Origin of the sequence: Actinocrinis sp., from assembly GCF_035938995.1 — a bacterium.
In the GTDB taxonomy this organism is placed as follows: Bacteria; Actinomycetota; Actinomycetes; order Streptomycetales; family Catenulisporaceae; genus DASZGI01.
The window spans coordinates 18175-30082 of the sequence record NZ_DASZGI010000081.1 but is presented as its reverse complement, the minus strand read 5'-3'; the positions used below and the strand labels follow the sequence as shown (position 1 = coordinate 30082).

At 71.3% G+C, this 11908-nt stretch carries 11 protein-coding genes; 5 read left to right on the top strand and 6 right to left on the bottom strand.

Features of this window, described 5'->3' with window-relative positions; all coding sequences use genetic code 11:
- Positions 1-189: 189 nt before the first annotated feature.
- Both VGZ32_RS05205 and VGZ32_RS05200 read left to right on the top strand, forming a co-directional pair.
- The gene (locus VGZ32_RS05205) at positions 190-789 is read left to right on the top strand and encodes a hypothetical protein (RefSeq protein ID WP_349263488.1); all 600 of its coding nucleotides are present in this window, start codon (positions 190-192) and stop codon (positions 787-789) included.
- 90 nt (positions 790-879) lie between these two features.
- A complete protein-coding gene (locus tag VGZ32_RS05200; protein WP_326884662.1) occupies positions 880-1686 on the top strand; it encodes a hypothetical protein in 807 nt (268 codons plus the stop codon).
- A gap of 50 nt (positions 1687-1736) precedes the next feature.
- Here VGZ32_RS05200 and VGZ32_RS05195 read toward each other — a convergent pair whose 3' ends face one another.
- Together VGZ32_RS05195 and VGZ32_RS05190 are read right to left on the bottom strand one after the other, a co-directional pair.
- Positions 1737-2201, bottom strand: a complete 465-nt coding sequence (locus tag VGZ32_RS05195; RefSeq protein ID WP_326884661.1) for a hypothetical protein — start codon at positions 2199-2201, stop codon at positions 1737-1739.
- A gap of 303 nt (positions 2202-2504) precedes the next feature.
- Positions 2505-3062 carry a hypothetical protein gene (locus VGZ32_RS05190; RefSeq protein WP_326884660.1) on the bottom strand — a complete coding sequence of 186 codons (558 nt, stop codon included), beginning with the start codon at positions 3060-3062 and terminating at the stop codon, positions 2505-2507.
- Between the two features lie 136 nt (positions 3063-3198).
- On the opposite strand from VGZ32_RS05190, the gene VGZ32_RS05185 reads away from it, so the two are divergent.
- Together VGZ32_RS05185 and VGZ32_RS05180 are read left to right on the top strand one after the other, a co-directional pair.
- On the top strand, positions 3199-3417 hold the full coding sequence (locus VGZ32_RS05185; RefSeq protein ID WP_326884659.1) for a zinc ribbon domain-containing protein: 219 nt from the start codon (positions 3199-3201) through the stop codon (positions 3415-3417).
- A gap of 127 nt (positions 3418-3544) precedes the next feature.
- A complete protein-coding gene (locus VGZ32_RS05180; RefSeq protein ID WP_326884658.1) occupies positions 3545-5029 on the top strand; it encodes an aminopeptidase P family protein in 1485 nt (494 codons plus the stop codon).
- A gap of 79 nt (positions 5030-5108) precedes the next feature.
- Here VGZ32_RS05180 and VGZ32_RS05175 read toward each other — a convergent pair whose 3' ends face one another.
- Positions 5109-6938 (bottom strand): hypothetical protein, encoded by a 1830-nt coding sequence (locus VGZ32_RS05175; protein WP_326884657.1) that lies wholly within the window; start codon positions 6936-6938, stop codon positions 5109-5111.
- A gap of 216 nt (positions 6939-7154) precedes the next feature.
- Between VGZ32_RS05175 and VGZ32_RS05170 the strand changes: the two genes are divergently transcribed.
- A complete protein-coding gene (locus tag VGZ32_RS05170) occupies positions 7155-7307 on the top strand; it encodes a hypothetical protein (RefSeq protein WP_326884656.1) in 153 nt (50 codons plus the stop codon).
- A 28-nt stretch (positions 7308-7335) separates the two neighbouring features.
- On the opposite strand, the gene VGZ32_RS05165 is transcribed toward VGZ32_RS05170, so the two are convergent.
- From VGZ32_RS05165 to VGZ32_RS05155, 3 genes are all read right to left on the bottom strand, one after another.
- On the bottom strand, positions 7336-8361 hold the full coding sequence (locus tag VGZ32_RS05165) for a hypothetical protein (RefSeq protein WP_326884655.1): 1026 nt from the start codon (positions 8359-8361) through the stop codon (positions 7336-7338).
- 872 nt (positions 8362-9233) lie between these two features.
- Complete coding sequence (locus VGZ32_RS05160) at positions 9234-11345, bottom strand: ATP-binding SpoIIE family protein phosphatase (protein WP_326884654.1); 2112 nt, start codon at positions 11343-11345, stop codon at positions 9234-9236.
- Between the two features lie 151 nt (positions 11346-11496).
- Positions 11497-11859: a P-II family nitrogen regulator gene (locus VGZ32_RS05155; protein ID WP_326884653.1), complete on the bottom strand. Its 363-nt coding sequence runs from the start codon at positions 11857-11859 to the stop codon at positions 11497-11499.
- Between the last annotated feature and the right edge of the window lie 49 nt (positions 11860-11908).

Genomic DNA, 11908 nt, shown 5'->3' with positions numbered 1-11908 from the left:
CCGACGCACGGCGACGCCCGCCCCGGACTGCTGACCGATGCCGCAGAGCGCCAATACGTCGCGAACCTCGAAAACCGGATCAGCGCCCCGCTCGACCTTTCCGCCCTGCGCGCAGCCGGACGCGCGGGCCGCGCCGTCGCGCGCGCATTGCTGCCGCGCGACCGCTACGCCGTCCGCCTCGGCCAGCTCATGGCCGGCCTGCTGCTGTACGGCGTGAGCGAGGCGCTGATGCTCGCGCCCGCGGTCGGCGTCGATCCCTGGGACGTCTTCCACACCGGCCTGGCCCGCATCACCGGCATCCCGGTCGGCACCGTCCTGATCATCGTCGGCGTGTTCGTGCTGCTGCTCTGGATCCCGCTGCGCCAGCGACCCGGCCTCGGCACCCTGGCCAACATCGTGATCATCGGCGTGGTCGTCGACGTCATCCTCGGCAACGTCCCGGTCCCACACGGCCTCGCGCTGCGCTGGGGCATATTCGCCGCCGGAGTCCTGCTCAACGCGATCGCCACCGGCCTCTACATCGGCGCCGGACTGGGCGCGGGCCCCCGTGACGGCCTGACCACCGGATTCGCCGCGCGGGGACACTCGATCCGGATCGTGCGCACCACCGTCGAACTGTCCGTCCTCGCGGCGGGCTGGCTGCTCGGCGGCAACGTCGGCCTCGGCACCGTGGTCTACGCGGTCGCGATCGGCCCGCTGGTGCACGTGACGATCCCGTGGTTCGGCCGCAGCCAGGACACGCCCACGGCACGAGCGTGCGAGCCCCAGGCACGACCGTCGGGCGCCTGAGACTGCCAGGTTGGTGGAAGCCCGTGTCCGGCGCGTGATCTCGGTCGGCTAGGTTCGGTCGGTCCGTGTACGACCTCTTGAACGGAACGCATGACCGTGATACCTCGTCAGATCGCCGCGCTGTCCCTCGCCGGGGCCGGGCTGGCCGCCCTCGCCGCGTGCTCCTCCGGCGGCTCGAGCCCGGCGGCCGCCGCCGGCACCGCGAGCGGCTCGGCCTCACCGACCACCGCAACATCCAACACCGCGACATCGAACACAGCGGCATCGGCCGCCGCGGCGACCAACGCCGGCCTGAGCGACAGCGCGCTGCGCGCCGCTTTCGTGTCGGCCGCGAACGGCGCGAGCGCCGTCCACGTGAAGGGCGCGGTCACGCAGAGCGGTCAGGTCATCACGGAGGACATCCAGCTCAACAAGAATGAAAGCTGCGACGGAACGCTGTCGATCGGCGCCGCGCAGCTGCCGGTCAAAGCGACCGGCGGCGTCTACTACCTCGAGTTCACCCCGTCGTTCATCCAGTACATCGCCAAACAGCAGGGCGCCGACGCCGCCGCCTTCGCCGCGTACTCGGGCAAGTGGGTCTCCTCGAACGGCACCCTGGGCAAGGACCTGGCCAGCTCGTTCTCCCAGTTCATGTCCTACTCGTCGATGGTCAAGCAGGTCGCGGACAACTCCGACGGGGACAAGGCGACCGCCGCGGGCACCGCGACGCTGAACGGCCAGAGCGTCGCCCTCTACAACACGACGAAGGGCTCGAAGCTGTACTTCGCGGCCAGCGGTCCGGCGTACATGGTCGAGCAGGTCGTCGGCGGCTCGGACGGCACCGGAACCATCGACTACACCTGGAACCAGCCGACGACGGTGAGCCCGCCGCCGGCGTCCCAGATCTACAACGGCTGAGCCGCTGAAGGCTCCAGCCGGCTACAGAGGGCGAGGCCGCGCCTTAGGGCTCAGGCCTCGCCGTCGGGCTCGGGCTCGATCTTCAGCACGACGGCGATCTTGCGCAGCATCTCGTCCTGGGCCTTCAAGTGCTCGCCGACCTTCTCCTGGCCGTACAGCAGCGCCTCGGTGTCCTTGAAGGTCGCCTCGGAGCGCTTGTCGGCCGCTTCCGCCTGGACGTTCTGGCCGACCATGATGATCGACAGCAGGACCAGCTGCAGGAAGGTCTGCGCGATCCAGGCGATCAGCGTGCTGGTGCCGCCGCGGATCGCGTCCGGAAGGCTGATCAAGTCGAGCGCGGCGAACGCATAGGCACACCACATGCTGCCGACGACCTTGGTGACCCAGATCGCCAGCCAGGTGTTGAATCGGGCGAAGACATTGCCCCGCGGGTGCTGGTCGGCCACCTTGATCGGGCCGTGCGCGTTGCGGTGCGCGATGTGCGGGTGGGGCACGTACTCGTACAGCGACGACATGAAGACGCTTCCCCTCGTTCTCGACGCCGGTTATCGGTTCGGAAGTCGGGCCAGCGTAGCGGGGCGCGGTGACAGGGGCAGCGGTCCGGGACGTCTGCCGGGAGTCTGTTGCCCAATTGTGCACAGCCGAGTGATATTCCGCCCTCGTCTCGGCCACCGCGGAACCGCGGACTTGACGGGGGAACTGGACTAGACCGTTTTCCTGGCACAGCGGCTCAAGCCGCCTCAGTCTCGGCCGGCCCGCCGCGCTCGGGCCGCTGCGGGTCGGCCGTCCAACCGCTTCGGTGCGCTTGGCCGTCGCGACTACGCCGCGGCGAGCGGCGCGGGGGCGCCCGGGGCGCCGTTGTAGCCGCCCTGCACGATGAACTGCTCCCAGTCGCCCGGAGTGGTGAACCGCGGCTCGTGGAACGTCGGCCGCGCGAGCCCGACGTTCTCGTACACCCACGCGGCGAGTGAGGAGCAGACGACCTGCGCCGGCGGGCCCTGCCCCTGCCAGTTCTGCGTCCAGAAGTCGGTCGCGTGGATCGCGGTCATCGCGTCCGCGACGATGCCGTCCCAGTCGTAGGGGGTTCCGAGCGCACCTTGGGCCACTTGGGCGATCTGCGCGCGCTGCGCGTCGGTCTTCGCCTGCCCGGCGTTGTTCACGGTCCACGCCGAGCTGAGGTAGGTCGCCGCGTCCGCCCAGCCGACACCGCCCGGCCGTCCCTCCACCACCCACCAGGTGCCCGCGGCGTCCTGGTGGTGCACGATCGCCACGTGGTTGTCGAGGTTCGGCTGGTCCAGCAGCGCCGCCCCCAACCTGATCAACCGCGCCGCCCAATCCGTGCCCCGGACGCACAGCACATCGCCGATGCCGATCATCCGTCTGCCTCCCGTCCAGTAGTTGACCTACTTTGAGTAACGCCATCATGACACCGCGTGCGTGGACGGCAACGTCAGATGGACGGCACCATCGGGAGGCTTCTGAGGCCCTAAGGTGCACCGCTAACCTGTAGCTATGCCCCGTTACGAGTACCGCTGCCGCGCGTGCGGCGAGACGTTCGAGAAGACCCGGCCGATGGCGGAATCGTCCGCCCCGATCGCGTGCCCGAGCGGGCACGACGACACGGTGAAGCTGTTCTCGATGGTGGCCGTCTCCACCGGAGCGGTGTCCACGGCCGCTAAGGCAACGCCACAGTCAGGCGGAGGATGCTGCGGCGGAGGCTGCTGCTCGTAGGTCGTCTCACGGCGCCGAGGCGCCGGGGTGATGTCCGCCGACGCGGTTCCAAGTAGGGTGGGATAAGGGGCCGAGTAGTCGAGCGGTCCCTACCGATACCCACGTGCGGTCAGGGAGGCGCTCGGCAGTGGACGCGCAACAGAAGACGGATCGGCCGGTCAAGGGCCGGAAGAACGGTCTGTACGCCGGCGTCTCCGACGAACTCGACGCGAGCATGCGCTCCGGCTGGGCCGACACCGAGCGGCACGGCCTGGAGCCGTCCGAGCAGTCCGGCTACGCGGCCAAGCGACGCAAGGCCCTGTCCGCCGCGTTCGCCGGCGAGCGCCTTATCATCCCGGCCGGGCGGCTCAAGCCGAGGTCCAACGACACCGACTATGCGTTCCGGCCGTCGAGCGACTACGCCTATCTGACCGGGGATCAGACCGACAACAGCGTCCTGGTGCTTGAGCCGCTCGCCAACGGTGGGCACAGCGCGGTGCTTTACCTGCTGCCGCGCTCGAACCGGGAGAACGGGGAGTTCTGGCTCGACGGCCAGGGCGAGCTGTGGGTCGGCCGCCGACGCTCGCTGGCCGAGGCCGGCGCCGAGCTGGCGATCGAGACCCGCGACAGCCGCACCGCCGCCGACGAGATCGCCATGGCCATCGCCGACGCCCCGGAGGTGAGCACCCGGATCCTGCGCACCCACGACGCGGTGCTCGAAGCCGCGCTCGAGGCGGCCGACGCCGCGCGCCGGCAGAACCCCGAGCAAGCCGCCGAGCACGACCAGCGGCTCAAGGTCTTCCTGCACGGACTGCGGCTGGTCAAGGACGACTGGGAGGTCGAGCAGCTGCGCGCCGCGGTCGCGGCGACCGTGCACGGGTTCGAAGACGTCGTGCGGGAGTTGGCGTGGGCGATCGCGACCTCCGAGCGGTGGATCGAGGGCACCTTCTGGCGCCGCGCCCGGGTCGAGGGCAACGACGTCGGCTACAGCTCGATCTGCGCCGCCGGGCCGCACGCCACCACGCTGCACTGGGTGCGCAACGACGGCCCCGTGCGCCCCGGCGAGCTGCTGCTGCTCGACGCCGGCGTGGAGACCCACACCCTCTACACCGCCGACGTGACCCGCACCCTGCCGGTCTCGGGCGAGTTCAGCGAGGTCCAGCGGCGGATCTACGACGCGGTCTACGACGCGCAGGAGGCGGGCATCGCGGCCGTCCGGCCCGGCGCCCGGTTCCGCGACTTCCACGACGCCGCGCAGCAGGTCCTGGCCGAGCGGCTGGTCGCCTGGGGCCTGCTGGAAGGACCGGTGGAGCTGGTTCTCGAGCTCGGCCTGCACCGCCGCTTCACCCTGCACGGCACCGGCCACATGCTGGGCATCGACGTGCACGACTGCGCCGACGCGCGCTGTGCGGAATACGTCGACGGCGTGCTGGAGCCCGGGATGGTCCAGACGGTCGAGCCCGGGCTCTACTTCCAGGCCGACGACCTGACGGTGCCCGAGGAGTACCGGGGCATCGGGGTGCGGATCGAGGACGATGTCGTGGTGACCACCGAGGGCAACGAGAACCTGTCCGCGGCGCTGCCCCGGCGCGCCGACGAGGTCGAGGCCTGGATGCGCACGCTGCGCGGCTGAGGTCGAGGCTGTTCAGAGCGGACCACGTCGGGCGCCGCGGGGTGGAGGTCCCGCGGCGCCCGACGCATGCGTGCTGGTATCAGCGGCAGTACTCGCTCACAGCCGTCGCCGGGTTGTTCGGGATGCGCATCCGGCTCAGCGTGAACGCGTCGGCGACGTTGCCCCAGAACCGGTCCCAGGTTAGCGGTGCCTGAGTGGCGTCCCGCAGCTGTGCGACTTCGCCGCAGCCTAAGGCGCGCCGCGCGTCCGCGAGCTGCGTCGAGCTGATCCCGGGAATCGACACCGCCGTGCTGTAGTCGGCGGCGACCCATACCGAGGATGCGGTCTTGTCGTGTCCGATCCGGCCGTGCGCGCCGGGCTCGAAGTGCGAGCCGAGCGCGTAGGACAGGCCGTGGGTGTCGATCACGATGCCGTTCAGCGGCACCGCGGCGCCGAGGGTGCCGAGAATATCGCCGGGTACTGCGATCGAAGCGCCCATCCGGTCCAGGGGAACGGCGATCAGCCCGGACGCCGCCGTGGGCTCGAACAGGAGCACCGGAGACTTGGCGGATTCGTCGTGCGCGAGGATCCAGCCGAGGCCGCCCTTCAGGCTCGGCGGTCCGATGATCGCATCAACGTAGGGCTTGGCGGAGGTCGGATTCGCGGACGAGATCCGCACCGTCCAGAACGCGCGCTCGTCGGTGATCCCGGTCTTCGGAATGATCCCGGGCGTCTGGGGCAGCCGCCACTGCGCCGCGCAGACCGCCGCCCACGTCGCGACCAGGGCGGTGCCGACCACGACGGCGGTGAGTCGCCGCGCGATGGATCCGGACTCTTTGACGAGCGCGAACCTGCTGGGCAGCGGTACCGCCATGACCGGCAGCAGAAGCGCGAACGTGCCGGGCAGCAACATCCGCGCGTGCATGAAGTCGCCGCCGATCGCGACCACGTACGCGGTCATCGCCAGAGCGCTGACGACGGCCGCGATGATCGCTGCGCGCGCCGGGATGTCGAGTCTGCGCCACCGCACCGCGAACGGCGTGAGCGCGGCGATGAGCAGGGCCGGCACCCACAGGCGGTACGGCGACAGGAAGTTGCCCAGATACCGCATGCCCAGCGTGACGTTGGTCGCGGAGGCCTCTTTCGCTATCGCCGTGTTCGGCACGAGCATCCCGTAGTAGCCCATGCGGAACAGCTGATAGCCCACCGGCACCGCCGCCGCCACGGCCAACAGCACCGCTGAACGTCGCAGACTCGGCCGCGCGGCGATGAACAATGCTGCGAGGAAACACACGGTGGCCAGGGCCATGTCCGGGCGCACCAGCCAGCCCAGACCCGCCGTGAAGGCGAGGGCGTACGCGCGCCGGGCCGATGAGGCGTCGAGCGACAGCCCCGTCAGGAGCCACCAGCTCAGCCCCAGCCAGCAGAAGATCAGCGACTCCTCGAGACCCGAGGTGGCGAAGTCCCAGAACGGCGGCAGCGCGAGCACCACGAGCGCCCCGACCGGCACGAGCGGCCTGCCGAGCGCGGCGCGGCCGTGCAGGCGGCGTGCGCCCAGCAGCGCGAACAGCAGACCGAGCGGGGCGAGCACGAGGCCCGCCCAGATCATCACCGCGTACACGTCCGCTCCGGACAGCCAGCTGCCGGCGGCCAGCAGCCAGGTCCACAGCGTCGAGGTGTTGGCCTCCACCCGCTCGCCCGCGTTGAAGACCGGCCCGTTCCCGGCGAGGATCTGCCGCACGGTGCGCGCGGCGATCAGGCCGTCGTCGGTGATCCACCTGCGCCGCCAGGCGAGGTAGCACCAGACGAGCGAGGGGAGGATGGCCCAGACCCACCCGCGCGCCCAGCGTATGGCCGCGCGGGACCCGGCCCGCGCGGCCCGCGCCGGCGGTGCGCCGACAAGCTCGACCGTCTGTGTGATGGACGGCATCCGCCACCCCCGTTCCGAGGTCCCTGGATGAGAACGTGGTCACGTCCTCAGAGTCACGGCGGGGACCGGACGGTTGCCCTGTCGGTGCGAATTCATACTTCCGCAATCCAAATCGCACGGTTGTGGAACCCGGCGTGCCGCAAAGTGGGTGTCACGATCGCCGCGTGCGGAGCGGCGACCGGTACAGAAGCGGCGACCGGCTACTAAGGAGCGGCCATGCCCGCAACCACAGTGCAGCCTGCGGCGACACAGCCCGGCCCGGAGCATCTCGATGCCGAGGGCCCGGTGGCCTCAGACGCCCGCCTCCAGGACGCCACCCTCGACTGGCCGAACAGCGTGGCGAACCCGCGCCGCGTGCGGGTTCGCTGAGCGTCCCGCGCGGTGTGGCACGCGGCGGCTACTCGAAGGTCAGCCGGGCCAGCAGCTCGCGCACCGGCGCCGAGGTCGAGTAGACCGCGAGCACCGGGACCAGCCCGCGCAGCCGCCGCCGCGCCAGGGTGACCTCGAGGCGCTCGACCAGGTCCACCGCGTAGTGCGCCGCCTCGATCGCCGGCTCCACTTCTCCCGCCCGGGCGAAGGCGCAGGCGACCTCGGCCATGATGACCGCACGCGACTTGATCTGCTCCGTGCCGACTGTGCGCAGGGCCCACCCGGCGGCGTCGCGGGCGGACTGGATGCTGCCGAGGCGGCCGTGCACGTTGGCGGCCATGGCGGCGAGCGTCGCGCGGTAGAAGAACCGGGTCCACGGCGCCGTGTCGTCCTCGGGCGCCGGTTGTATCAGGGCGCTGCCCAGCTGCATCGCCAGATCCAGCTCGGCGAGCGCGGCCCGGCGCTCCCCGAGCAGAGCCGCCTCCTCGGCCGCCCGCGCGGCCATCCACGAGCGTGCCCGGGCGTCCGAACCGGCGTGGGCGACGGCGGAGTGGGCCAGTTGCCAGGCGGTGGCGGGATCGCCACGCTCCGCGGACGAGTAGGACAGGTAGGTCAGCACGCACGCGAGCAGCGGCCCGTCGGCGGCGTATTTCGCCGCTGCCAACGCGCTGTCCCAGTTGCGGTGCGCGCGGGTGGCGTCGCCGCGGTCGAACGCGAGCCAGCCCGCCAGCGCCGCGGCCTGCCCGCCGGCGACCGCCAGGCGGCGCCGCAGCGACTCGCGCCTGGTCCCGGCCAGAAGGGCTGAAATGTCGTCGAGGTGTCGGCCGACCGTCGGGATCAGCGCCCTGGCCGGGCGGTGGTGCTCGAGGTCGAACAACTGCGAGGTCGCGGTCTCCACGAGGACGATCGCATCGACGTCGGCCTGGCCCGGGCGCTCGAGCGCGTAGCGGAGCCGGTCACCCGGCTCGCTGGCGACGATCGGCGCCTCGTCATCGGCGAAGGACCGTGTGTCCGACGCTGTGCTTGAACGGGTCGCCGGTACGACGGTCGACACCACAGGCGCGGCCGGTCCGCCTGAGAAGCCCAGTTGCTCGTAAGGCGTTCGGGTGACAGATTGAAGCGCGCGCCTATAGTTGGGTCGACATAAGGTATGTTCGCCGGACTCCCACTTCTGGATAAGACGTTTGTTCGCTGTATTGGGTTCGCCTAAGGCATCGCCGGCATGGCGAATGGCGGCGGCGAACTCGCTCTGGCTCATGTGTAAGGCCAGGCGAATGGCACGTAGCGTCTGGTTGGGAACGCGCCGTTCGGCGGGTACTGTCACGGGGGCGACAGTAGAGCCCTGAGCAAAAAGATGAGATCACGAATTCACTCCAACGGGTGGTAGATACACCCAAGCTACGCCTTCGCGGCACCAGAACGGCTACCCCGACAATGAATTCGTGGGCTTATCAGACTGACTTCTCGAATCGAATGCGGGGAGGTCGGTGGGGCCCGGTGCGGGGAGCGTGAGGGCGGGGTGTGAGGGGAGTCAGGGCGGGCGGAGGCGGAGGAGAGTCAGAGTGCGCGAAGAGGTCGGCGGGGTTCGGTGCGGGAGTGTGAGGGGAGTCGGGGTGGGGTGGAGGCGGGGCGGAGTCAGGGTGCGCGGGGAGGTCGGTGGGGTTCGGTGCGGGAGTGTGAGGGGAGTCGGGGTGGGGCGGTGGCGGGGCGGAGTCAGGGTGCGCGGGGAGGTCGGTGGGGCTCGGTACGGGGAGTGTGAGGGGAGCCGGGGTGGGATGGGTGCGGAGCGGAGTCAGAGCGTGCGGAGGGGAGCAGAGTCGGAGTGCGCGGGGGTGTCGGCGGGTGCGGTGTGAGGGCTGAGGGCGGCGAGCGTGAAGGAGCGTCAGTGAGGGGGCCAGGCGGCGGGCGGGTGGGCGTGTCAGGGCGTCAGAAGTCCGCCTGCGGCTCGAGGCGCAGCTCGAACCACACTGTCTTGCCTGTCGTCGTGCGGCGCGTGCCCCACCGGTTCGACAGTTCCTTGACCAGCCGTAGGCCGCGGCCGCCGACGTCGTCGTCCGCGGCGACGCGGAGGCGGGGGACGGTCTCGGAGCCGTCGTAGACCTCGCACAGCAGCGTGCGGTCCCGCATCAGCCGCACGCTGATCGGGCCTTCCGTGTACAGCAGCGCGTTCGTCACCAGCTCGCTGGTCAGCAACTCCGCAGTGTCGCCGAGCTGTTGAAGGCCCCAGCCGCCGAGCGTCGCGCGCACGGTCCTGCGGGACAGCGCCACCGCGGGCGGCTCGGGAGCCACGGTCCACTCCGCGGTGGACGAGGTCGGGATTCCGCGCACCCGGGCTATGAGCAGCGCCGCGTCGTCGAGGGTGCGGTCGCCGCGCAGCCCGGCGATCAGCCCGTCCGCGATCGCCTCGAGCGCCATCGTCGGGTCCTTGACCCCCTCGGCGAGGTCGCGCAGCCCGTCGTCGATGTCCCGGCCCGGCGCGCGGCTCTCCACCAGCCCGTCCGTGCACAGCACCAGCAGGCTGCCGTCCGGCATCGGGATGTCGCGGCTCTCGAAGGTGTGCCCGCCGACGCCCAGCGGCACGCCCGCCGGAATGTCCAGCATCTCGGTGCGCCCGTCCGGCCACACCGCGAGCGGCGGCACGTGGCCGGCCCGCGCGATCCGGCACATCCGCTCAGTCGGGTCGTACACCGCCACGATGCAGGTCGCGAAGTGCGCCGCGGTCATCGAGCCGCCGAGGTGCTCCATCAGCTCGTCGAGGTGGCGCAGCACCTCGGCCGGCTGAAGGTCCAGCGCGGCGAGGGTGCGGGTGGCCGTGCGCAGCTGGCCCATCACGGCGGCCGCACGTACGCCGTGGCCCATGACGTCGCCCACCACCAGGGCGACCCGGCCGCCGCCGAGCCCGATCACGTCGTACCAGTCGCCGCCGACGCCGGTCAGGTCGCTGGCCGGCAGGTACCGGTGTGCGATGTCGATGCCCGCGTGATAGCCCGCGTCGGCTGGCAGCAGCGCCCGCTGGAGCATCAGCGCGGTCTGGCGTTCGTGCGAGTACAAGCGGGCGTTGTCGATGCACAGCGCGGCGCGGGCGGCCAGTTCCTCGCCGAGCACCGCCTCGCCAGGGGAGAAGGGCCGGCGGGAACCCGACCGGATGAAGATCGCCAGGCCGAGCACCGCGCCGCGCGCCTTGAGCGGCACTATCAGCAGCGAGCGGCCGGTGATCGCGGCCGCCACCTCGTCGCCGAGACCGGCCGTCACCTTCTGCGCGGTCTCCGGGTCCAGCGCGGTCAGGGTGCGTGACCTGCCGGTGGTCAGGGCCTGCGCGAATGCCGTGCCGTGGGCGTAGGAAAGGGTGCCGCCGATCGGGAAGACGTCGGATTTCTCGCGGCGGTACGGGGCCGCGGCCAAGCGGCGCAGCACGGTGCCCGCGCCGACCGGGCGGCCGTCCGGCAGCTCGTAGTCCGCGGCGACCGACTCGAGTACGACCAGGCTGGCGGAGTCGGCGAAGCGCGGCACCGCCACGTCCATCAGCTCGCGCGCGGTGGTGGCCATGTCCAGCGTCGAGCCGATCATGGTGTTGGCGTCGGTGAGCAGCTGCACCCGGCGCATCATCGCCACGGCCGCGGCGTGCTCGTGGAACTGGCTGATCGCGTCCAGCGCGGCGTGCGCGGTGCCCAGCGGGGCGTCGGCGGGCGGCTCCGCGGGGCCGTCACCGCGGTCGGTCACCACGATCAGGGCGCCGGGGCGGCCGCGGCGGTCCTGGATCGGCTGCCAGCCGCACTCGACCGGGTGCGCGCGGCCGTCCGCGTCGAGCAGCGGGAGCGCCCCTGACCAGCTGCGCCCGGCCAGCACGCTGCCGAACAGTTCGTCCACGATGGAGCGGTCCTCCGGACGCACGAGCAGGCTTCGTAGCCGACGGCCGCAGGCGCGGGCAGCGGAGAGCCCGAACAGAGCCTGGGCACCCCGGCTCCAGGAGGTGATCCGACCGTCCGAGCCCAGCGTCAGAGTGGCTGGCCAGGGTTGGTCGTGTGCGGAAGAGGCCATCGCGGTGCCGCCGTTTCGCGCGTGCCTTGTTTCGCCTGTCCGGGCGGTGCTGTCGTAGGGGCGTTGCCCCCGGTGTAGTTGTTCACGTACGGGTGATCGGTACGGTAGCACAGTTACGTGTCAGTACTGTGTGTCGTGAGGGCGCGCGGGATCATACGGCGGCTTCTCCCCTTTCCCCGGTACGCACCCGTACGACGGTTTCCACCCGACTTACCCACACCCGCACGGTGTCGTCACCTCCCCGCGCCCTACCCGGGCCGCCCCCGCCGCTCCCGATCCTGGCGAGCACGAGCGCCAGGTCTTCCGCGTCCTCGTCGCGGGCCAGTACGTCGATCCTCAGGCGCGGCACCAGATCCGCGACCAGCACGGTCGCCCGGTAGACCTCCAGGTGCCGGTTCCACAGCGAGGCGGCCAGCAGGGTCGAGACGGTCAGGCCCGGGGCGTGGAAGGCGGCGAGCGCCCGGCGGGCGGTGTCGAGTTCCTGCGCCCTGATGATCGCGGTGACCAGCTTCACCCTGCCCCGCATCCCTCCCGCCCCGCCGCGCGACCGCCCCGGTCCGCGC

What these genes read in the sequence shown, in the direction of transcription:
- VGZ32_RS05205 (WP_349263488.1), top strand. Translation starts at nt 190, where the DNA reads ATGGCCGGCCTGCTGCTGTACGGCGTGAGCGAGGCGCTGATGCTCGCG.
- VGZ32_RS05200 (WP_326884662.1), top strand. Translation starts at nt 880, where the DNA reads ATGACCGTGATACCTCGTCAGATCGCCGCGCTGTCCCTCGCCGGGGCC.
- VGZ32_RS05195 (WP_326884661.1), bottom strand. Translation starts at nt 2,201, where the DNA reads ATGTCGTCGCTGTACGAGTACGTGCCCCACCCGCACATCGCGCACCGC.
- VGZ32_RS05190 (WP_326884660.1), bottom strand. Translation starts at nt 3,062, where the DNA reads ATGATCGGCATCGGCGATGTGCTGTGCGTCCGGGGCACGGATTGGGCG.
- VGZ32_RS05185 (WP_326884659.1), top strand. Translation starts at nt 3,199, where the DNA reads ATGCCCCGTTACGAGTACCGCTGCCGCGCGTGCGGCGAGACGTTCGAG.
- VGZ32_RS05175 (WP_326884657.1), bottom strand. Translation starts at nt 6,938, where the DNA reads ATGCCGTCCATCACACAGACGGTCGAGCTTGTCGGCGCACCGCCGGCG.
- VGZ32_RS05170 (WP_326884656.1), top strand. Translation starts at nt 7,155, where the DNA reads ATGCCCGCAACCACAGTGCAGCCTGCGGCGACACAGCCCGGCCCGGAG.
- VGZ32_RS05160 (WP_326884654.1), bottom strand. Translation starts at nt 11,345, where the DNA reads ATGGCCTCTTCCGCACACGACCAACCCTGGCCAGCCACTCTGACGCTG.